This window comes from Rhodovulum sp. ES.010 (assembly GCF_900142935.1).
Taxonomy (GTDB): domain Bacteria; phylum Pseudomonadota; class Alphaproteobacteria; order Rhodobacterales; family Rhodobacteraceae; genus Rhodovulum.
In genome coordinates, this window is sequence record NZ_FSRS01000001.1 from 544827 (window position 1) to 565463 (window position 20637).

Genomic DNA, 20637 nt, shown 5'->3' on the forward strand with positions numbered 1-20637 from the left:
GTCACATGCTTTTCGGACTAGACGGCATCGAGATCGGCCTGATTATCGTTTTTCTCTGCCTGTTCTCGGGCATCCTGTCGGGTTTCCCGGTCGCCTTCGCCATCGGCGGCGCGGCGGTCATCTCGTTCGGGATCATCGCCGCGCTCGACAGCGCGGGGCTGCTCATCCACCAGGCCATCGACACCGGCAGCGCGGCCTATGACACGCTGGTCGCGCAGGGCATCCATCCCAACGAGATCTCGGTCTTCCGATACCCGGAACTGCCCCGCTACGGGACCGCGCTGTTCCCGCAGGGCTGGGAGATGGCGCTGGACCGCAACATCAGCTTCATCGTCAACCGCATGAACGAGCGCGTGCTGGCGGGGCAGTCGATCGAGACGCTGCTGGCGGTGCTGATGTTCGTGATGATGGGCATCACGCTGGAGCGGTCGAGGATCGCCAACGACCTGCTCACCACCATGGCGCGGGTCTTCGGCCCCTGGCCGGGCGGGCTGGCCGTGTCGGTCGTGGTCGTCGGGGCCTTCCTCGCCGCGTCCACGGGCATCGTGGGGGCGACCGTGGTGACGATGGGGCTGCTGTCGCTGCCGACCATGCTGCGCAACCGCTATTCGCCGGAACTGGCCACCGGGGTGATCGCGGCGAGCGGGACCCTGGGCCAGATCATCCCGCCCTCGATCGTCATCGTTCTTCTGGGCACGCTGGCGGGCGATCTTTACGCCACCGCGCAGGAAGCCCGGGCGCAGGAGGTGGGCTGTTCCGACGCGCTGACCTACCTGGGCGAAGCCGCGGTGGTCTCGGTCGGCACGCTGTTCCAGGCGGCGATCCTGCCGGGCATCCTGCTGGCCGGGCTCTACGCCGCCTATGCCTTCGGCTTCGCGCTTTTCAACCCGTCCAAGGCGCCGCCGGTCATCGACGGCGGCGCGGCGGGCAGGCCCGCGCAGTCGCGCAACGAGGCGCTGGTGTGGTTTCTGGGCGCGCCGGTCGCGCTGATCGGCGGCGCGCTGCTGGCGGGCGCCGTGGGTCTTGTCGGCAGCCAGGACATCACCGTCAGCAGCTACACCGACCGCGGCGAGGCGGCCGTCCTGCGCACCAATGTCTCCGACCGGTGCCGCGCGGCGATGATCGAGTTGCACGGGCAGGAGAAATGGGACCGCGCGGTCGCCCAGCAACGGGCCATCGACGAGTCGGGCGGGGCCGTCGAGGCGCATGAACGCAGCGCCGAGGAACTGGCCGTGGCACGCGCAGAGAAGATCGCCGCAGCCGCGCCGCTCTCGACTTCCATCGTGACCGGCTTCGTGTTGCTGGCGCTGCTGCTGACCACCGCGCGCGGCGTGGTGCCGGGCGCCGATCCGCGCCCGCTGCTGATCGGGGCGGCCGGCGTCGCGCTGGCCTTCCTCGCCGATGCGCTGTTCATCTCGCCACTGACATCGTCGGGCGCGAGCTTCCTGATCCTGGCGATCCCGCTGGCCCTGACGCTTTACGGGGTGCGCGTGGCGGTGGGCATGCTCGGCCAGTCCGACCTCTTGCGCGTGGTGTTCCCGCCGCTCGTCCTGATCGTGGCGGTGCTCGGCTCGATCCTCGGGGGCATCACCAACCCGACGCCCGCGGCGGCGCTGGGGGCGGGCGGGGCGCTGATGCTCGCGGCCTATCGCAAGCTCAAGGAAGAGCAGCGCAGCGGCAAGCTGATCATCTGGGCGTCCTTCGCCATCGTCATCATGATCCTGGCCGGCGTGAATTTCGACCTGCGGGTCAGCCGCGACACGGTGCCCTTCGAGGACTGGGTGGCCTTCTTCGTCGCCCAGGGCGCGTATCACTTCGCGATGTTCGGCATCCTCTACGCATGCTGGGTGCTGTTCCGGTCCGGCGTTCTGCCGCCGGTGGTGCGCGAGACCGCCAAGGTCACCTCGATGGTGTTCACCATCCTGATCGGTTCGCAGCTTCTGAACCTGGTCGTCATCTCCTTCGGGGGCGAGCATTACATCCAGCAGTTCCTGCGCAGCTTCGACAACGAGTTCACGGTGTTCCTGATCGTGATGCTGGTGCTGTTCATCCTTGGCTTCGTGCTGGACTTCCTCGAGATCATCTACATCGTCGTGCCCATCGTGGGCCCGGTGATCTATGGCGGAAGCTTCGATCCGAAATGGGTGACGATCATGATCGCGGTGAACCTGCAGACCAGCTTCCTGACGCCGCCCTTCGGCTTCGCGCTCTTCTACCTGCGCGGCGTCGCGCCGAAGGAGGTCACGACGCTGCAGATCTATCGCGGCGTTCTGCCCTTCGTCCTGATCCAGGTGGTCGGGCTTGCGCTGCTCTGGGCCTTCCCCGGGATCGTGACCATCGTGCCGGACCTGCTGCCGGGGGGGTGAGCCGGGCGCCGGGTGCCCGCCCGGCATCGGGGGGCTGTCCTCAGCCGTCGCCGATCGGGTTCAACTCGTCGACCAGCCGCAGCATGTCGGCCATCGTGAAATCGCCGTCGGTCGCGCCGGGCAGGGTCGGCCGCCAGCCGGGGCCGCGCTGCCACAGGTAGGATTGCTGGTCGCCATGGACGAGGCCGACCAGCACCTCGGCCACCAGCGCGGAGCCCACCGGGCCCAGCCGCTCGCCGTCGCCTTTCACAGCCGCCTCCTTGAGAATGTAGTACCAGAGCGGTGTCTGGGTGTGCAGGCCGTGCTGCGCCGCGACCTGCCCGTCGGGACCGCTGGCCAGTTCGTCCGCCGTGATGCGGTCGTGGATGTCCATGGCCTCGGCGACCGACTGTCCCGACGGCAGGCCCATCTGCACCCCGCGCTTGAGGTTGCGGAAGGCGAGGTTGCCGCCGCCGCCCGGCAGCGTGTGCAGTTCCGCGGCGAGGAAGCCGTCGAGCTTGCGGGAGGGGCTGTGCGTGACGGTGTCGTCGAGGTCGTAGAACCGGCGCCAGTCGATGATCCAGTTCGACGGCAGGTGCGAGACCGGCAGCGGCCCGGTGGGCGGCTGCGGCGCAAGATCGCCGATGATCTGGCCCGACAGCCCGGTGAAGCCGAACAGCAGCGAGAAATCGGCATTCGGGAAGACCCGGTTGTAATCGTAGTCCTGCCGCACCATCGAATGCCCCAGCCGGTAGGCGGCGCCGGAGAATTCCACCGGCATGTAGGGCAGCCGCTTGAAGCGGTAGAACTTGCGCCCGTCATGCAGGATGCGGTCGACCGTCCCCGGCGCGGTCAGCCGGCCGAGGAAGTCGTGCAGCACGATCCACTGGTAGTGCCAGGTCACCGTCTGGCGCGCCTCGAGAAACAGCGCCTCGTCGGCGACGCCCTGATCCGCGAGCATGTCCACCACCTTGTTGTGGAACTTCAGGAACGCCAGGTGGGTCTGCGCCACCACCAGGTTCTCGTCGTTGCGGTGATCGCCGATCAGGGCCTGGCCCTCGGGGCTGCGCGGCAGGTCGTTGCGGAACTCGCCGGTGATGCCGCCGAAATCGACCGTGATGTTGCGCCCGACAAGCAGCTTGGGCGTCGGCTTTCCGGTTCCGGGATCGCGGGCATACATGTGCGGGCTGCCATCCGGCCCGCGGCCATAGATGCTGTCGAGATCCAGGCTCGGGCTGCGAAAGTTCTGCACCGCGGTCGGGTCGCGCATCTTCTCGCCGAGCGAGGTCAGGTCGAGCGTGATGTCGTGGTCGACGAACTGCCCGAGATAGGTGAAGCCCGCCGGAATGCGCGGGTTGTCGCCGCTCAGGCTGCCGTCGTCCATCATCGCCTGCGACAGGGCCTGCAGGCGGTCGTCGTCGACATTGAGGCCGGGCAGGCCCGGAAACATGCGCCCGAACTTGCCCGGGTCGTCATGGCCCGACAGCGTGTTGAGAGAGTTGCGGGTCGGGTGCCGGCCCGCGCCGCCGTGATGCGGGTTGAGATTAATGGCGTATGACAAAGCTTTGCCTCTCCAAAAAAGGAAAATTTCTGCACAGGAAACCAAATTCGAACTGGAATAGATTTACTGTATAGCACGACGCGCCCTCGAAAGCGGCGCGTTTTTCGTGGGGACGGTCCGGTGCGCGAGCGTCGGCCGACCGCGTGTCACGGCACGCAGCGGGGGAAAATGCCGACGGTCGTTGCGGGGCACGCGGCGCTCAGCCCTTGGTCGGGCGGCTGTCGGGCAGGGTGATCTTGGCGACCTGCTCGGCGATCGGCGCGACCGAAAGCGGATGGGTCTCGCCCTCGTGATCCGTCGGGTCGCCGAGTTCCTGCCATAGGCCGTTCTTGTAGATCTCGAGGGCAGAGAAGCTCGACTTATAGCCCATCTTCGGGCTGCCCGGCACCCAGTAGCCGAGATAGACGTAAGGCAGCCCCGCCTCGCGCGCGATCTCGACATGGTCGAGGATCACGTAGGTGCCGACCGACAGCTTGGTGCGCTCGGGGTCGTAGAAGGAATAGACCATCGAAAGCCCGTCATCGAGGATGTCGGTCAGGCTGACCGCGGCCAGCGGGCGGTGCCGGCTGCCCGGCTCGGGCTCGGGCTCGGCGCTGTATTCCACCACGCGCGAGCGCACCGGCGTTTCCTCGATCATCGCGGCGAATTCGAAGATGTCCATGTCGGCCATCCCGCCATCGGCGTGCCGGCTGTCGAGGTAGCGGCGGAACAGCGTGTACTGTTCCTCGGTGGCCCAGGGCGAACTCGCCTGCCGCTTCAGGTCGGCGTTGCGGTTCCACGCCTTGCGCTGGCTGCGGCTGGGCTTGAAGTCCGCCACCCGGATGCGCGCCGAGAGGCAGGCGGCGCAATCGGCGCAGGCCGGTCGGTAGAGCACGTTCTGCGAGCGCCGGAAGCCCTGCTTGGACAGCGCGTCGTTCAGCGTCTCGGCGGTTTCGCCCTGGAGCGCGGTGAACAGCTTGCGCTCCATCCGCCGGGGCAGATAGGGGCAGGGCTGGGGGGCCGTGACATAGAATTGAGGCGCGAGCGGGAGCGTGTGGCGCATCGGTCCGAGGGGTCGTTTCCGCGTGTGACACGAAAGCTAACATCGGTTTCGCGCAAATGCCAAGGGGTCGGTTGCAGGGCCCTCAGGCTTGCGCCGGCCGGTTGATCGCGGCGGTACCCAGCATCAAGTCGTGCAGCCCCTGGGCCCGCGGCCCGGTCAGCATCAGCACGATCGAGACTACCTGCGGGATCACGAAGGCCGCCGAGACCGAGTAGATCAACGTGTGCAGCGCCGCCGTTCCCGTATCCAGCCGCTCGCCTCGGCCGTTGCGGATCTCGATTGCGACGAGCCGCATGCCCCAGGTGGCCGAACCGCGGGCGAGCGTGACCGTGCGGTAGGCGAACCCGACGATTGCCGCGAAGAAGGGCAGGAACAGGACCGCGGCGAAGGCGGTGAAGGGCAGGGCGAGCAGCGCGAGCAGGATCACGATGACCGTGTCAACCACCCAGGCGACGAGACGCTTGGTGGGGATGCCGTCGTAGAAGGCGGCATGCAGGTCGGGATCGGGTAGGCCCCAGTGGCGGTCGGTCTGGTCTGTCATGTCGTTGATGTAGGGGGCCTTGGCGTCAGGGGGAAGGGCGCGCGCCCGGCGGACGGGCGCGCGCTGCGGTCGTTCAGGTGGCGGCCGGCGTATCGGGCGTTTCGCGCGCGCCCCGCTCGCGTTCTTCCATGAACTGGTCGAACTCGGTCTGGTCCTTCGCCTTGCGCAGCCGTTCGAGGAACTCTTCGAAGGCGCGCTGCTCGTCCTCCAAGCGGCGCAGGGTCGCGTGCTTGTAGGCGTCGAAGGCGGTGTTGCCAGACGAGCGATAGGCGCCGTGGACGTGGCGCAGGCGGGCGTGGCGGGACTTGCAGCTGCCGCTGAACATGCGTTTGCTCCAGATCATGTAGAACAGGATGGCAAGGCCGATGGGCCAAAACAGGATGAAGCCGATCACCATGGCGGCGATCCAGGCCCCTTTCCCGCGTTCGTCGAGCCAGGTTTCGGCCCGGCCGGGCCAGGTGGCGGCGGAAGACATGTGGGTTCTCCTGTGGTCGTGGTCGGATGTGAAGGGTGTTCACATTCACTCAGGTCGGCACCCGGCCGCGCGGTTTCAAGGGGGGATGTGAAGGTTTTTCACATTAGCGGGTCAGCGCGTGAAATCGGCGGGTTCCGCGCCTGTCAGACCGGGCAGGAGATGCGGGTCGAGCGGGAAGACATGGCGGGGCGTGCCCGCGGCCGCCCAGACCGTGTCGAACTCCAGAAGCCGGGGGTCGAGAAAGGCGCGGATCGGGGTCAGGTGCCCGACGGGCGCGACGCCGCCGATGGCGAACCCCGTCCGCGACCGGATCAGCGCGGCATCGGCCTTGCCCAGCGGCTCCCCCGCCAGTGCCGAGGCGCGGTCGTCGCAGACCCGATTGCCGCCGGCGGTCAGGAACAGGATCGCCGCGCCGCTGTCCATCCCGCGGAAGATGATCGACTTGGCGATCTGGTCGATCTGGCAGCCCACCGCGTCGGCCGCCTCCTGCGCGGTTCGCGTCTGGCCGAGCTCGCGGATATCCGCCGCGATCCCGGCCGCGTCCAGGGCGCGGCGCACGCGCGCGCGGCTCTTGCTCATCCTCAGGTCCTTTCCTTGCCTGGCGCGGACTATCGGGGGCGCGGCTTCGGCGCGCAAGCCGTTGACCGCCGGGCGGGCCGGCGTCATCAAGACGCCATGAGTTTCGCATCGCGCCTGACCCGCACGCCCATCCCCCACGAGCCCGAGCGGGCGACCGAGGCGGAGGACCGCTTTTCCGCCCAGCCGCCGGAAATTCGCGCCTTGCTGGCCGGGACCGCGGGCTGCAGCCCGTATCTCTGGGGCCTGATGACGCGGGAGGCGGAGTGGATGGACGCGGCGCTGGCGGGCGATCCCGACGACGCCTTCGCGGCACTTCTGGACGCGGTGCGCGCGCTGCCGCTCGACGCGCTCAAGACCGGGCTGCGGCAGACCAAGCGGCGCGCCGCGCTTCTGATCGCGCTGGCCGACCTGGGCGGGGTCTGGCCGCTGGAGCGCGTGACCGGCGCGCTGACCGACTTCGCCGATCTCTGCGTGGACACCGCGCTCAGGCGCCTGGTCGCCGCAGAGATCGGTCGGGGCAAGCTGCCGGGGCTGACCGAGGACGACGCCGCGACCGCCGGCGGCATGGTGGCGCTGGCGATGGGCAAGCAGGGCGCGCACGAACTCAACTATTCCTCCGATATCGACCTGATCGTGCTGTTCGACCAGGACCGGTTCGCCGAGGCCGATTTCCACGAGGCGCGGTCCGTCTTCGTCAAGGTTACGCGGCGGATGAGCCAGCTTCTGTCCGAGATGACCGGCGAGGGCTACGTGTTCCGCACCGACCTGCGGCTCAGGCCGGATGCCAGCGTGACGCCGGTCTGCCTGTCGATGGAGGCGGCGGAACGCTATTACGAAAGCCTCGGCCGCACCTGGGAACGCGCCGCGCATATCAAGGCGCGGCCCTGCGCGGGCGATATCGAGGCGGGCTGGGCCTATCTCGACCGGCTGCGCCCCTTCGTCTGGCGCAAGCACCTGGACTTCGCGGCGATCCAGGACGCCCATGACATGCGGCTGAAGATCCGCAGCCACAAGGGGCTGCACGGGGCGCTGACGCTCGAAGGCCATGACATGAAGCTGGGCCAGGGCGGCATCCGCGAGATCGAGTTCTTCACCCAGACCCGGCAGATCATCGCCGGCGGCCGCGACCCCGACCTGCGGGTGCGCGGCACGGTGGAGGGGCTCGCGCGGCTGGCCGACAAGGGCTGGGTGCCGCAGGACGTGGCCGACACGCTCAGCGCCGACTACCGGGCGCATCGCGAGGTCGAGCACCGCTTGCAGATGGTGAACGACGCGCAGACCCACGCCTTGCCGGGCAACGCGGACGGAATCGCGCGGATCGCGCGGTTCTGCGGCGCCGACGACGTCGCGCTGTGGCGGGCCGACCTCACGGAGCGGCTGGAGCGGGTCGACGGGCTGACCGAGGGGTTCTTCCAGCCTGGCAAGGGCGGAGCCGCCGAGGCAGACGTGGCCGACCTGCCCGAGAACGCCGAAGAGATCGTCGAGCGCTGGCCCGACTATCCCTGCCTGCGCTCGGCCCGGGCGCGCGAGATCTTCAAGCGGCTCAAGCCCGACCTTCTGGGCCGGCTGACCAAGGCGCCGCGCCCCGTCGAGGCCTTCGCCGCCTTCGACGGCTTCCTGCGCGGGCTCCCGGCGGGGGTACAGCTCTTCTCGCTTTTCGAGGCCAACCCCCAGCTCATCGACCTGATCATCGACATCACCAGCGTGTCGCCGGAGCTTGCGCAGTACCTGTCGCGCAATGCCGGCGTGCTCGATGCGGTGATCGGCGGCGATTTCTTCCGCGACTGGCCGGGCCGCCCGGCACTCGAGCAGGCCCTTGCGGAGAGGTTGGCGGCCATCGACGACTATGAGCGCAAGCTCGACACCGCGCGCGCCTGGGCCAAGGAGTGGCATTTCCGGGTCGGCGTGCATTTCCTTCGCGGCCTGATCGACGCCGGCGAGGCGGGGCGCGAATACGCCGACCTTGCCGAGGCGGCGCTCGCCGCGCTGTGGCCGCATGTGGTGGCTCATTTCGCCGGAAAGCATGGCGACCCGCCGGGCAAGGGCGCCGTGGTGCTGGGTATGGGCTCGCTGGGGGCGGGGCTGCTGACCGCGCGCTCCGATCTCGACCTGATCGTGATTTATGACGCCGACGGGGTGGAAAGCTCGGACGGCCGCCGCCCCTTGGCCGCGCGCGCCTATTATGCCCGGCTGACCCAGGCGCTGGTCACGGCCCTGACCGCGCAGATGCCCGAGGGCAAGCTTTACGAGGTCGACATGCGGCTGCGGCCGTCGGGCAACCAGGGCCCTGTGGCGACCGCGTTGCAGAGCTTTCGCAACTACCAGAGCGACGAGGCCTGGACCTGGGAGCATCTCGCCCTGACCCGTGCCCGCCCGGTGGCCGGCGACAGCACGCTTGGCGTGGAGGTGGAGGCGTTCCGGCAGGACCTGCTACGGGACAAGGCCGACATCGCCCGAACGCTGACGGGCGTGGTCGACATGCGTCGCCGGCTGGCCGAGGCGAAGCCCGCGAAATCGGCCTGGGACGGCAAGCAGGGGCCGGGGCGTGGCCAGGATATCGAACTGATCGCCTCCGCCGCGGCGCTGATCGCGGCGAGCCCGGCGACGGCGGTGGCCGATCAACTGGAGGCGGGCGTGGCGGCGGGGTGGCTGTGCGCGGAAGAGGCGCGCACGCTGTGCGAAAGCTACGCGCTCTTGCGCAAGGTGCAGGGGGCGGCCAAGTTGATTTCGGACGGGCCGCTCGACCCGCCGGACTTGGGCGAAGGCGGGCTGACCTTCCTGCTGAGGGGCACCGGCGCCGCCGATGCCGGCGCGCTGGAAGACCTGCTGGCGCGGGCGCGCGGCGCGGCGGCCGAGGTGATCGAGACGGTGATCGCGCGTGGCCCGGTGGAGGAGAAAGATGCGGATTGAAGCGGCAGACCCAAAGGGCCTGGTGCGGGAAGCCTACCGAATCGAGGAGATCGGCACCGGGGAATGCCGGTCGATCTTCCTCGACTGGGCGCTGTCGCTGCCGGTGGGGGTGGACACCAAGGCGGCCCTCAAGCGGCTGATCGCGGAATATGCGCCCGCCGCGCCGGACCACCCGATGACCGGTGTGCTTCGGGCCGGGCTCGACACCGAGGCGCCGCCGCGCCGGCGCGGCGGCGCGCGCGGGCGGCGGAACTGAGGCCGCCGCCCGCGCGCTTGTACTGCACGGCCGGGGGCGAGAAGGCGCCTCAGTTCTGGGCTTCGCGCGCCTCCTGCGAAACCTGCTCGCCGGCGGTTTCGAGATCTTGCCCGACCCCTTCGACGGTTTCGCAGGCCGCGAGGCCGAAAAGGAGCGTGGCGGAAAGCAGGGCGAAGCGGATCATGAGACCTCCGTCTTGATTTGCGTCGAAAGTGCTCCCGGCGCCTTCACAGGGGGTGCCGGGGCAAGGGTTGCAGGCGGCGGCGCTGGCGCTGCCCGGTCGTGCGGGGGCGCGCCGCTCAGGGCGCGCGGCCGCGCAGGAGGCGCACGAGGATCGTCGCCACGAAGAGCACGAGGAAAACGAAGAAGATGATCTGTGCGATCCCCGCCGAGGCTGCGGCAATGCCGCCGAAGCCGAGCACGCCGGCGACCAGCGCCACGATCAGGAAGAGTAGGGCCCAATAAAGCATGATGTCCTGTCCTTTCGCGTTTGCTACGCCCTCACCAACGCGCCATGGCGCCCGATGTTCCGCCGCCGCGCCCGGGTGGTCGGAACGGCTGCTTCGGGAACCGTCGCGGGCCGGCAGCGTTGGTGTCCCGCAACCATGTGACAGCAAAGAAAGGAGCATGCCCCATGGCACAGAGTGGAAACGGTGCGGCAAGCAGCGAAGATCTGGCGCGCCAGATCGAGGCGTTGAAGGACGATGTTGCGGGTATTTCGAAAATCCTGACCGAAATGGGCGGGGCGCAACGCGATGCGGCGCTCGACCGGGTGCAGCGCGAGGCGGCCGAGATGCGCGCGCGCGGCGAGGCCGCGGCGACGGAGGCGCGCGACCGGGGCGTCGCGGCCGGTAACGAGGCGCTGGACGCGGTGCGCCGCCAGCCCGCCACCGCGGTCGGCCTGGCCGTCGGCCTCGGCTTTCTCGTGGGGCTGATGACGGGGCGGCGCTGATGGGGTTCGATCCGCTGCCGCAGATCGAGCGCCGCGCCGAGTCGTTGGCGCTGCGGCTGGAACTCCGGTTGCTGATCGGCATCTGTCTGCTGATCGGGATCGGGTTCCTCACCGCGGCCGCCTGGCTGGTGCTGGCCGCGGCGCATGGCGCGCCGGTCGCGGCGACGGTCCTCGGCAGCGTTTATGTGGCGCTGTCGGCCTTGCTGTTCGCGCTGGTCAAGCGCGACCCGCCTGCCGCCCCGAAACAGCCCGAGAGCGAGACCGGAATGCCCTATTTCGAACTGGCCCAAGGGTTTGCCGCGGGCATGCAGGCGGGGCGCGCCGCCCGCAACGGGGCCGCGCCGCGCTAGAACGGTCAAGATGAAAACAAGATACAAAAACGCCCCGCCGGTTCGGGCGGGGCGTTTTGTACGGACCCTGTCGGGCCACGGCCTCAGAGCCGGTTCAGGAAATCGTCGACTTCCTTCTCGGCGGCCTCGCGGGTCTTGCCATAGCGCTTTTGCACCATGCCGATGAGCTTCTCGCGGTCGCCTTCGGCCTGCTCGATTTCATCGTCGGTCAGGTCGCCCCAGAACTCCTTGGCATGGCCCTTGAGTTGCTTCCACTGGCCTTTCACCTGGTCGAGATTCATGGCGTGTCTCCTTTCATTGCGTCTGTCTCTGACGGAAACAACGTTTCTCGGCGCCCGAAGTTGCATGCGGTCCGGGCACGTTCCGCCGGTCGGCTGGCCAGTCAAGCAATCGTGCGTGGGCGGCAGGGTGCGCGGGCGGGACCGTGCCGTTGACCGAATGAACGGCGCGCCCGGGCAGAAGGGAGGCACAAGATGCAACGCATTCTTATGACCACCGCAATCGCGACACTCGCCGCGATGCCGGCTCTCGGCCAAGGTAACGGCGGGATGGGAGAGACGGACAGCCCGCAGATCGACGTAGGCGAGACAACCGTGCACGCGGAGCGACTGATCGGCATGCCCGTCTAGATGGTGGAGAACGGCAGCGTGACCGAGGACGGCGCGATCGCCGAGGTGCCGGACGGCTGGACCGAGATCGGTGAGATCGCGGATGTCTACGTTTCCGGCGCGGAAGAGATCGAGTGGATTGTCACCGAGATTGACGGCGCGGTCGATGCCGCGCCGCGCGAGGTGGCGTTCGAACTCGGCAAGTTCCGGTTCAAGCCGGATCCCGACACCTCCGACGCGTTCTTCGTCGTCTACGAGGGCAATCGCGCGGCGCTGGAGGCCCGCGAGCAGCGGGACCGGGCGGACATGGAGCCCGGCGGCCGGTCTCTTGCCCGCGACACCGACGGGGACGGCGCGACCGCAATGGCGTCCATGGATGACGCCGCCGTCCGCGGGGCGGGCGAGTGCCTGAGGATGTCGGAGGGCGACCGGGCCGCGCTGCGTGCCGAGAGTCTCGAGCGCCATCCGGTGCTCGGGCCGGACGGCGCGCAGATCGGCGAGATCGGCGCGCTTGTCATCGGTGATGCGGGCGAGATGGAGCGGGTGGTCGTCGAGGTCGGCGGGTTCCTGGGGCTCGGCGAAAAGCGCGTGGCATTGCCCTTCACCGAACTTTCGGTCGCCCGTACCGATGGAGCGCAGGGATGGCGCGTCTCGACCGAGCACAGCGCCGCGGTGCCCCGCGCCATCGCAACACACCGCCCGCGCCGGCGTTACGCGGCGAGTGCCGCGGCCTCGCGCGCCAGCGCGGTGATCGCCGCCCAGTCGCCCGCCTTCACCTTAACGGCCGGGGCGACCCAGGACCCGCCGACGCAAAGCGTGTTGGGCAACGAGAGGTAGGCGCGTGCATTGGCAGGTCCGATCCCCCCGGTGGGGCAGAGCCGGATCTGCGGCAGCGGGCCGGCCAGCGCCTTCAGCGCGGCGACCCCGCCCGCCGCCTCCGCCGGAAAGAACTTCTGCACGCTGTAGCCCTTCTCGAGCAGGGACATCGCCTCGGTGGCGGTGGCCGCGCCCGGCAGCAGCGGCAGATCGCCCGCGCGCGCCGCGTCCAGCAGCATCGGCGTCGCCCCGGGGGACACGCCGAAGCCCGCGCCGGCCCCCTGCGCCGCCTCGACATCTTCGGGGGTGAGCAGCGTGCCCGCCCCGACGACGCCACCCGCCACGCCCGCCATCTCGCGGATCGCGTCGAGCGCTGCGGGTGTGCGCAGCGTCACCTCCAGCACCGGCAGCCCCCCGGCGACCAGCGCCTCGGCCAATGGACGGGCATGGCGCGCGTCCTCGATCACGAGCACGGGGATCACGGGCGCCCGGCGGCAAAGCGCCTCGGTGATCTCGCTGGCGGCATGGGGCGTCATGGGCGGTCCTTCCTCGGGCGATACGCGATGCGGGCAGTCTGGCGCGGAACCGCCTGTCAGACAACGAGGCTCGCTCCGGCGGTCGAGGGGCCGGCATGGGCGCGGAAGGCGGCGAAGAGGTCGCGGCCAAGCCCTGTCTCGTTGCCCGACAGGTCGGGCGTGGCGGGGGTGCGGTCGAGCGCGCCCGCGGTGGTCACGTCCAGCGTGTCGCGCTCGGCGTCCAGCCGGATCACGTCGCCGTCCTGCAGCCGCGCCAGCGGGCCGCCCTCGGCCGCCTCCGGCGCGATATGGATCGCCGCGGGCACCTTGCCGGACGCGCCCGACATCCGCCCGTCGGTGACCAGCGCCACCCTGAGCCCGCGATCCTGCAGCACCGCGAGCGTCGGCGTCAGGGCGTGCAACTCGGGCATGCCGTTGGCCTTCGGCCCCTGGAACCGGACCACGATCACGGTGTCCTCGGTGAATTCGCCCCGCTTGAAGGCGTCTTTCACCGCCTGCTGGTCGTGGAAGATGCGCGCCGGCGCCTCGATCACGCGGCGTTCGGGCGCCACGGCGGAGGTCTTGATGATGCCGCGCCCAAGATTGCCGTCAAGCGACCGGAGCCCGCCGGTGTCCTGGAACGGGTCGGCGGCGGGACGCAGGATCTTCTCGTTAAGGCTTTCGCCGGGTCCGTCGGCCCAGGAAAGGGCGCCATCCACGAGCTTCGGCTCCGTCGTGTAGGCGGCAAGGCCCCCGCCCGCCACGGTCTGCGTGTCGGGGTGGAGCAGGCCCGCCTCAAGCAGTTCGCCGATCATGTAGGCCAGCCCGCCGGCGGCGTGGAAATGGTTCACGTCCGCCAGCCCGTTGGGATAAACCCGCGCCATGAGCGGCGTCACCTCGGACAGGCGCGCGAAATCCTCGATGTCGAGGACGATTCCCGCCGCCCGCGCCATGGCGGGCAGGTGCAGCACAAGGTTGGTCGAGCCCCCCGTCGCCATCAGTCCGACGATGCCATTGGCGAAGGCGCGCTCGTCGAGGACATGGCCCGCCGGCGTGTAGGCGTTGCCGAGCGCGGTGATCTCCAGCGCCCGCCTGACGCCGGCCGCGGTCAGCGCGTCGCGCATCGGCGTGTTCGGGTTGACGAAGGAGGCACCGGGCAGGTGCAGGCCCATGACCTCCATCAGTATCTGGTTGGAGTTGGCGGTCCCGTAGAATGTGCAGGTGCCCGGCCCGTGATAGCTTTCCATCTCGGCCTTCATCAGCGCGTCGCGACCGACCTCGCCAGCGGCGAATTGCTGGCGCACCATGGCCTTTTCGTCGTTGGGCAAGCCGCTGGTCATCGGCCCCGCGGGCAGGAACACCGCCGGGATGTGCCCGAAACTGGCCGCGGCGATCACCAGCCCCGGCACGATCTTGTCGCAGACGCCGAGATAGACCGCCGCGTCGAAACAGTTGTGCGAGAGCGCAACGCCCGCCGCCAGCGCGATCACGTCACGCGAGAACAGCGACAGTTCCATGCCGGTCTGGCCTTGCGTGACCCCGTCGCACATCGCCGGTACGCCGCCGGCCACCTGCGCGGTGCCGCCGGCCTCGGCCGCCGCGGCGCGAATGAGATCGGGGAACCGCTCGAACGGCTGATGCGCCGAAAGCATGTCGTTATAGGCTGTGACGATACCCAGGTTCGGCGCGCGGCGCTCGGCGAGGGTGTCTTTGGCCGCGCCCGCGGCGGCATAGGCATGGGCTTGGTTGCCGCAGGACAGGTGCGCGCGGGCCGGCCCGTCCGCAGCCGCCCGTGCGATCCGGTCGAGATAGGCGGCGCGCGTTGGGCGGGAGCGTTCGACGATCGCGGCGGTCACCTCTTCGAGCGCGGGGTTGAGCGGCATCGGCTGTCTCCTTCGGGTCGGCTCGGCCTTGCGGCGGATATAGGCGGTTAGCGCTAACAAAGAAACCCCGTCCGCGCGCTGGCCGTCCCGATTCCGGCTTTTCGCGGCACGCGGCGCGGCGTAAGGGGAGGGCATGAGCGATACTCTTCCCACCGTCCGGCTGCGGCCCAAGGCCGAAGCCCGCGCGATCCGCCACGGCTTTCCCTGGGTCTATGCCGACGAACTGGTCACCGACCGGCGCACGAAGGCGCTGGCGCCCGGGGCTCTGGCGCGGCTGGAGGATGCCGAGCGGCGGCCCCTGGCACTGGTCACGGTCAATCCCGGCTCGAAGATCATCGCGCGGGTGCTGGACCGCGACCCGGAGGCCGAGATTGGGTCGGCTTGGCTGCGCGCGCGCCTGTCCCGCGCGCTTGCGCTGCGCGAACGGCTCTACGACGCGCCGTTCTACCGGCTCGTCCATGCCGAGGCGGACGGGCTCCCTGGCGTGGTGATCGACCGGTTCGGGGCGGTCGCGGCAGTCCAGCCCAATGCCGCCTGGGCCGAGACGCGTTTCGACGCGCTGACCGAGGCGCTGGTCGCGGTCACCGGGGTCGAGACGGTAATCAAGAACGGAACCGGGCGCGCCCGGAGCCTGGAGGGGCTGCCCGAGGAGACCGCGGTGATTCGCGGCGCGGCAGAGCGGCCGGTGCCGGTCCCGATGAACGGCGCGACCTACATGGCCGACCTCCTGGGCGGGCAGAAGACGGGGCTGTTCTATGACCAGCGCCCGAACCACGCGTTTGCCGCGCGGCTGGCGCGGGATGCGCGCGTGCTGGACGTGTTTTCGCATGTGGGGGGGTTTGCGCTGGCCACGCTTGCAGGCGGCGCGACGCGGGCGCTTGCGGTCGATTCCTCGGCCGCGGCGCTGGACCTCGCCGCGGCGGGGGCAGAGGCTACGGGCGTGGCCGCGCGCTTCGCGACGCGGCAGGGCGACGCCTTTGCCGCGATGGCCGCGCTTGCCGAAGAGGGGGAGCGCTTCGACCTGGTGATCTGCGACCCGCCGGCCTTTGCGCCGTCGAAGCCCGCGCTGGAGGCGGGGCTGCGCGCCTATGAACGGGTGGCGCGGCTGGCCGCGGGGCTGGTGGCGGCCGACGGTTTCCTCTGCCTTTGCTCGTGCTCGCATGCCGCCGACCTCGCCCGGTTCCGGGCGGCGTCTGCCCGCGGCATCGGCAAGGCCGGACGGCGGGCACAACTGCTTCATACCGGGTTCGCCGGGCCTGATCACCCGGTGCTGCCGCAGCTTGCGGAATCCTCCTATCTCAAGGCGCTGGTCTTCCGGCTGTCCCCATGAAGGTGCTGCTGGACGCCTGCGTCCTGTATCCGACGGTGCTCAGGGAAATCCTGCTGGGCATCGCGGGGCAGGGGCTGTTCACGCCGCTCTGGTCGCCGCGCATCCTCGAGGAATGGGCGCGGGCGGCGCGCAAGATCGGGCCCACCGGCGAGGCGCAGGCCCGCGCCGAGATCGCGCTGGTGCGCGCCGCCTGGCCGGCCGCGGAGGTGGCGCCGCGCGACGGCCTGGAGGCGCGACTCTGGCTGCCGGATGCGGCCGACATCCACGTGCTCGCGGCCGCGATCGCCGGGGGCGCGGACCTGATCCTGACCTTCAATGCCCGCGACTTCCCGCGCCATGTGCTGGCAGAGGAGGGGCTGCAGCGGGAGGGGCCGGACGGGTTCCTGATGGAGTTGTGGCTGGCGCATCCGGCGGCGGTGGGCGACACGGTCGAGCGGGTCCGGGCGGAGGCCGCGCGGCTGTCGGGCGCCCCCCAGGAAACGCGCGCGCTTCTGAAACGCGCGCGCCTGCCGCGACTCGGCAAGGCGCTCGGCTCAGGCATCGGCACGTCGTCCCGACAGGTCTGATCCGGCGGTCCTGCGCGACCCCGTCAGGAAACGCGCCCGCCCCTCAGTCCGGCGTCACCGCCCGCCAACGCGTCTCCAGGGCCTCGATGGCCTGCACGCGATCCGCGGTCTTGGGGTGGCTCATCAGCCAGGCCGGCATCACGCCGCCGCGCCCCTTGGTCAGCTCGTCGAGCTTGTGGAACAGCGATTTCTGGGGCTCTGTGCCGATGCCGGCCTTGGTCAGCAGCGCGGCGGCATAGGCATCGGCCTCGTATTCGTCCTGCCGACTGAGCCGCGCGGCCAGCAGCGAGGCCAGCGCGTTGGCGATATAGATGCCGATCCCCGGCAGGAACCGGCTCAGGATCATCGCCAGCGCGGTCCGCATCGCGTTCTGCCCGGAAAAGTCGATCATCCGCCGCCGCGCATGGCCAAGCGCCACGTGGCCGAGTTCATGCGCGATGACGCTGGCCATCTCCTCGGCCGTCACCTCGCCGGCCCGGTACCGGTCGTAGAACCCGCGGGTGACGAAGATGCGCCCGTCCGGCGCGGCGAGCCCGTTGACCGGATCGATCTCGTAGATATGGACGCGGATGCGCGGCACATCCAGCGCCTCGGCCATACGGTCGGTCATCGCCTTCAGCCGCTTGTCGGCCAGTTCCGTCGAGCGCGCATCGAGTTCGCGGCCCGTGCGCCAGGCCGAAAAGCGATACATCGCGACGGCGTAGAGGACGGCCAGAAGGATCGGCGTGAGCTTCAGCATGATGCGGATATGGCGCCGCGCGGTCCCGCAGGCAACCCGCGCGGCGTCACGCCCGCGTCAGGCAAGCCGCGCGTCCATCGTGATCTCGGCCCCCGCGCAGAGCTTGGAGACCGGGCAGCCGTCCTTCGCGGCGTCGGCCGCGGTGCGGAACGCGGCCTCGTCAAGCCCTGGCACCTTGGCGGTCAGGTCGAGATGCAGCCGCTTGATCGCGAAGCCTTCTCCCTCCTTGTTGAGGGTCACGGTCGAGGTGGCGGTGATCTCCTCGGGTGTCGCGCCATGCTCGCCGAGGATCATCGACAGCGCCATCGAGAAACAGGCGGCATGCGCCGCCCCGATCAGTTCCTCGGGATTGGTGCCGGCCGCGCCCTCGAACCGGGTGTCGAAGCCGTAGGGCACCTCGCGCAGCAGGCCCGATTCCGTCGACAGATGCCCCTGGCCGGATTTCAGATCGCCCGTCCAGGTGGCGGACCCTTTCTTCTCGATCATCTGGGGATACCTCCGTGGTTGCGGTTCGTCCCCCAACAACCGCCCGGGGCCCCGAGTCGTTGCAAGCCGTCAGCGCCCCAGCGCCTTCATGCCCCGCTCGATCCCTTCCAGCGTCATCGGCACCATCTGCCCGCCGAAGATCTCGCGGATCATGCCGATCGACTGGGTGTAGTCCCAATGCCGCTCGGGCACCGGGTTGATCCAGAGGTTGTCCGGCCATTTCGCGCGGGCGCGTTCCAGCCAGACACGGCCCGGCTCGGCGTTCCAATGCTCGTTCGCGCCGCCGGCAAAGGCGATCTCGTAGGGGCTCATGCTGGCGTCACCCACGAAGATGCACTTGTAGTCCGGCCCGTAGGTATGCAGCACGTCCCAGGTGGGCGTGACCTCGTTCCAGCGCCGGCGGTTGTCGCGCCAGACACCTTCGTACAGGCAGTTGTGGAAGTAATAGTATTCGAGATGCTTGAACTCGGCCCGCGCGGCCGAGAACAACTCCTCCACCACGCCGATATGGTCGTCCATCGACCCGCCGACGTCGAGAAACAAGAGCACCTTGACCGCGTTGTGCCGCTCGGGTCGGGTCTTCACGTCGAGATAGCCGTGATCGGCGGTGGCGCGGATCGTCTCGTCGAGATCGAGCTCGTGATGCGCGCCTTCGCGCGCCCAGCGTCGCAGCCGCTTGAGCGCGACCTTGATGTTGCGGGTGCCCAGTTCCACGCTGTTGTCGAGATTGCGGAACTCGCGCCGGTCCCAGACCTTGACCGCGCGGCGGTGGCGCGAGCGGTCCTGGCCGATCCGCACACCCTCGGGATTGTAGCCCCAGGCGCCGAAGGGCGAGGTGCCGGCGGTGCCGATCCACTTGTTGCCGCCCTGGTGGCGTTCCTGCTGTTCCTTCAGCCGCTCCTTCAGCGCTTCCATCAGCTTGTCGAAGCCGCCCAGCGCCTCTATCTCGGCGCGCTCTTCTTCGCTCAGGTGCTTCTCGGCCATCTTGCGCAGCCAGTCCTCGGGCAGGTCCAGTGCCTCGAGCACCTCGCCCGGGCCGATCTCCTCGATCCCGGCGAAGCTTTCGGCGAAGGCACGGTCGAACCGGTCCAGCAGGCGCTCATCCTTTACCATCGCGGTGCGCGCGAGATAGTAGAAGCGCTCGACGTCATAGGTGGCGAGCCCGGCCTTCACCGCCTCGAGAAAGCCGAGATACTCGCGGATCGAGACGGGAATACCGGCGGCGCGCAGGGTCTGGAAGAACGGCAGGAACATGGGCGAAGGATAGGGCGGGGCGGGCGCCCGGGAAAGGGGCAAGACGGGACTATCTCCGCGCGCCGTCTCAGATGCCGCGCCGGGGCGTCAGCGCCGCGATCTCGCCCAGCCGCGCGCGCACCTCGGCGTCTTCGCCAAAGCCGTAGCGCGCCCACCCCAGCGCGTCGCCCCGCACCGCGCGCGCCTCGTTCGCCCGGCCCAGGGCGTCCAGCGCCCCGGCCTCGATCAGCAGCATGGTCGCCAGAAGCGCGGCGTTCTGCGCGCGTGTGGCCTCGTCCAGCGCGCCGTTGACGAGGCCGAGCGCGGTTTCCGCCTGCCCGGCCGACAGCGCGAACGCGGCCAGGTGCATCGCGACATGGGCCGATTGGATGCGCGTATCGGGGCGGGCGGCGTAGACCTGTCCCGCCTCCAGGAACGCCGCCAGCGCCAGGTCGCCGTCGCGGCCCAGCGACAGCCGGCCCAGCGCGAACAGGCTGAAGGCCAGCCGGGTGTCGCGCCAGCCGCGGGCCCGCGCGATGGCAACCGCCTCCGCTGCGGCGTCCAGGCGGCGGCGGGGCGCGGTTCCGGGGCCCAGCGCGGTCTCGATCGCGTCGATCCAGTCGCGCGTCGTGTGCGGCACCGGCGCCGTGCCCCGGCCCTGGCCGCGCGGGTTCAGCCGCGCCAGGAGCCCTGGCAGGATGTCCGCGACCTCGGCCCGGCTCATGCCCGAGCGCAGTTCCGGCGCGTAGTAGATGCGCAGGATCAGCATGTCGAACCCAGTCAGCACGGTGTGGAAATTGTCGTCGTTGAATACCGAGTCCGGCAGACGGTAGAGATCGTTCAAGGGCCCCAGTGCCTGGGCCAGTTCCTCGTGCAGGCAGTCGCGCACCTCTTGCGGGCTGACATCGCCGGGCAGGAAGATCGCCACGCGCTCGCGGGTGGTCAGGGTCGTCCAGTCCACCACGCGCGAGCGACGGGCCCGGCGGTATTCGCCCCAACTCGACACCCGCGGCGCAACGAAACAGGCCGCCTCGGGGACCAGCCCCTGCAGCCGGGCGCGGGGCAGCACCTCGATGGTGATTTCGGCGTCACGGTCGGCGGGCACGCGGGCGATGTCGATGCCCGCCTCGTTGCGCAGGCGGGCCAGCAGTGCCGCAAGGTCGGGGCCGAGGCTGGGCGGGGGCCGTCCGGTCACGCGCACCGCGACCGGGGCCTCGAACCGGGTCAGGGCCGGTAGCGGGCGGCCGCTCTCCATCTGGAAGGCCAGGTCCAGGAAATCGCGCGCGATCGCCGCGTTCGATCGCAACGGCGCCGCGCCCCGCCGCGCCGGGAAGGTCTTCATCGGCGGCAGCGCCGCGGGAGAGGGGGGCAGGCGCGTCGGCGCCTCCGCGACCGGCGCGGTGCAGGCGGCCAGCGCCACGCATCCGATCAGCGCGAGGCGGCGCATGCG

Annotated in this window: 22 protein-coding genes and 1 pseudogene; 9 read left to right on the forward strand and 14 right to left on the reverse strand. The window is 69.9% G+C overall.

Annotated elements, in window-relative coordinates; translation table 11 throughout:
- Positions 1–5: 5 nt before the first annotated feature.
- Positions 6–2366 carry a TRAP transporter large permease gene (locus BUR28_RS02720; protein WP_074218716.1) on the forward strand — a complete coding sequence of 787 codons (2361 nt, stop codon included), beginning with the start codon at positions 6–8 and terminating at the stop codon, positions 2364–2366.
- Positions 2367–2406: 40 nt separating this feature from the next.
- Here BUR28_RS02720 and BUR28_RS02725 read toward each other — a convergent pair whose 3' ends face one another.
- From BUR28_RS02725 to BUR28_RS02745, 5 genes are all read right to left on the reverse strand, one after another.
- The gene (locus BUR28_RS02725) at positions 2407–3906 is read right to left on the reverse strand and encodes a peroxidase family protein (RefSeq protein WP_074218717.1); all 1500 of its coding nucleotides are present in this window, start codon (positions 3904–3906) and stop codon (positions 2407–2409) included.
- A gap of 199 nt (positions 3907–4105) precedes the next feature.
- Positions 4106–4948, reverse strand: coding sequence for an arginyltransferase (locus BUR28_RS02730; protein ID WP_074218718.1), 843 nt, complete (start codon positions 4946–4948; stop codon positions 4106–4108).
- An 82-nt stretch (positions 4949–5030) separates the two neighbouring features.
- The gene (locus tag BUR28_RS02735) at positions 5031–5489 is read right to left on the reverse strand and encodes an RDD family protein (protein ID WP_074218719.1); all 459 of its coding nucleotides are present in this window, start codon (positions 5487–5489) and stop codon (positions 5031–5033) included.
- A 73-nt stretch (positions 5490–5562) separates the two neighbouring features.
- Complete coding sequence (locus BUR28_RS02740; RefSeq protein ID WP_074218720.1) at positions 5563–5964, reverse strand: DUF2852 domain-containing protein; 402 nt, start codon at positions 5962–5964, stop codon at positions 5563–5565.
- A gap of 111 nt (positions 5965–6075) precedes the next feature.
- Complete coding sequence (locus BUR28_RS02745; RefSeq protein ID WP_074218721.1) at positions 6076–6543, reverse strand: YbaK/EbsC family protein; 468 nt, start codon at positions 6541–6543, stop codon at positions 6076–6078.
- 96 nt (positions 6544–6639) lie between these two features.
- On the opposite strand from BUR28_RS02745, the gene BUR28_RS02750 reads away from it, so the two are divergent.
- Both BUR28_RS02750 and BUR28_RS02755 read left to right on the forward strand, forming a co-directional pair.
- Positions 6640–9453 carry a [protein-PII] uridylyltransferase family protein gene (locus tag BUR28_RS02750; protein WP_074218722.1) on the forward strand — a complete coding sequence of 938 codons (2814 nt, stop codon included), beginning with the start codon at positions 6640–6642 and terminating at the stop codon, positions 9451–9453.
- Entirely contained in the window at positions 9443–9709 is a 267-nt protein-coding gene (locus BUR28_RS02755) for a hypothetical protein (RefSeq protein ID WP_074218723.1), read from the forward strand. Before BUR28_RS02750 ends, BUR28_RS02755 begins: the two co-directional genes overlap by 11 nt.
- A 49-nt stretch (positions 9710–9758) precedes the next feature.
- Here BUR28_RS02755 and BUR28_RS02760 read toward each other — a convergent pair whose 3' ends face one another.
- The gene (locus BUR28_RS02760) at positions 9759–9893 is read right to left on the reverse strand and encodes an entericidin A/B family lipoprotein (protein WP_074218724.1); all 135 of its coding nucleotides are present in this window, start codon (positions 9891–9893) and stop codon (positions 9759–9761) included.
- A gap of 115 nt (positions 9894–10008) precedes the next feature.
- On the reverse strand, positions 10009–10179 hold the full coding sequence (locus BUR28_RS02765; protein ID WP_074218725.1) for a DUF1328 domain-containing protein: 171 nt from the start codon (positions 10177–10179) through the stop codon (positions 10009–10011).
- A 164-nt stretch (positions 10180–10343) separates the two neighbouring features.
- On the opposite strand from BUR28_RS02765, the gene BUR28_RS02770 reads away from it, so the two are divergent.
- On the forward strand, positions 10344–10661 hold the full coding sequence (locus tag BUR28_RS02770; RefSeq protein WP_074218726.1) for an ElaB/YgaM/YqjD family protein: 318 nt from the start codon (positions 10344–10346) through the stop codon (positions 10659–10661).
- Positions 10661–11011 (forward strand): hypothetical protein, encoded by a 351-nt coding sequence (locus BUR28_RS02775; protein ID WP_074218727.1) that lies wholly within the window; start codon positions 10661–10663, stop codon positions 11009–11011. The genes BUR28_RS02770 and BUR28_RS02775 overlap by 1 nt, the downstream gene beginning before the upstream one ends.
- Positions 11012–11094: 83 nt before the next feature.
- Here BUR28_RS02775 and BUR28_RS02780 read toward each other — a convergent pair whose 3' ends face one another.
- Positions 11095–11292 (reverse strand): CsbD family protein, encoded by a 198-nt coding sequence (locus BUR28_RS02780; RefSeq protein ID WP_074218728.1) that lies wholly within the window; start codon positions 11290–11292, stop codon positions 11095–11097.
- 192 nt (positions 11293–11484) lie between these two features.
- Between BUR28_RS02780 and BUR28_RS19805 the strand changes: the two genes are divergently transcribed.
- Both BUR28_RS19805 and BUR28_RS20525 read left to right on the forward strand, forming a co-directional pair.
- Positions 11485–11640: a hypothetical protein gene (locus BUR28_RS19805; RefSeq protein ID WP_175566878.1), complete on the forward strand. Its 156-nt coding sequence runs from the start codon at positions 11485–11487 to the stop codon at positions 11638–11640.
- 393 nt (positions 11641–12033) lie between these two features.
- Positions 12034–12216: pseudogene (locus BUR28_RS20525) on the forward strand (PRC-barrel domain-containing protein); the annotation flags it as partial.
- A gap of 113 nt (positions 12217–12329) precedes the next feature.
- On the opposite strand, the gene eda reads toward BUR28_RS20525, so the two are convergent.
- Entirely contained in the window at positions 12330–12971 is a 642-nt protein-coding gene (eda, locus tag BUR28_RS02790; RefSeq protein ID WP_074218730.1) for a bifunctional 4-hydroxy-2-oxoglutarate aldolase/2-dehydro-3-deoxy-phosphogluconate aldolase, read from the reverse strand.
- 56 nt (positions 12972–13027) lie between these two features.
- Positions 13028–14833: a phosphogluconate dehydratase gene (gene edd, locus BUR28_RS02795; protein ID WP_074218731.1), complete on the reverse strand. Its 1806-nt coding sequence runs from the start codon at positions 14831–14833 to the stop codon at positions 13028–13030.
- A gap of 133 nt (positions 14834–14966) precedes the next feature.
- On the opposite strand from edd, the gene BUR28_RS02800 reads away from it, so the two are divergent.
- Positions 14967–16163 carry an RSP_2647 family RNA methyltransferase gene (locus BUR28_RS02800; RefSeq protein ID WP_074218732.1) on the forward strand — a complete coding sequence of 399 codons (1197 nt, stop codon included), beginning with the start codon at positions 14967–14969 and terminating at the stop codon, positions 16161–16163.
- Positions 16160–16729, forward strand: coding sequence for an RSP_2648 family PIN domain-containing protein (locus BUR28_RS02805; RefSeq protein ID WP_074218733.1), 570 nt, complete (start codon positions 16160–16162; stop codon positions 16727–16729). The genes BUR28_RS02800 and BUR28_RS02805 overlap by 4 nt, the downstream gene beginning before the upstream one ends.
- Before the next feature lie 43 nt (positions 16730–16772).
- Here BUR28_RS02805 and BUR28_RS02810 read toward each other — a convergent pair whose 3' ends face one another.
- The 4 genes from BUR28_RS02810 to BUR28_RS02825 all read right to left on the reverse strand — a co-directional run bounded on the left by BUR28_RS02810 (position 16773) and on the right by BUR28_RS02825 (position 20634).
- The gene (locus BUR28_RS02810; protein WP_074218734.1) at positions 16773–17468 is read right to left on the reverse strand and encodes a M48 family metalloprotease; all 696 of its coding nucleotides are present in this window, start codon (positions 17466–17468) and stop codon (positions 16773–16775) included.
- Positions 17469–17525: 57 nt separating this feature from the next.
- Entirely contained in the window at positions 17526–17951 is a 426-nt protein-coding gene (locus tag BUR28_RS02815) for an OsmC family protein (protein WP_074221489.1), read from the reverse strand.
- A 72-nt stretch (positions 17952–18023) separates the two neighbouring features.
- The gene (locus tag BUR28_RS02820; RefSeq protein WP_074218735.1) at positions 18024–19208 is read right to left on the reverse strand and encodes a vWA domain-containing protein; all 1185 of its coding nucleotides are present in this window, start codon (positions 19206–19208) and stop codon (positions 18024–18026) included.
- 67 nt (positions 19209–19275) lie between these two features.
- Positions 19276–20634, reverse strand: a complete 1359-nt coding sequence (locus tag BUR28_RS02825) for a DUF2927 domain-containing protein (protein WP_074218736.1) — start codon at positions 20632–20634, stop codon at positions 19276–19278.
- Between the last annotated feature and the right edge of the window lie 3 nt (positions 20635–20637).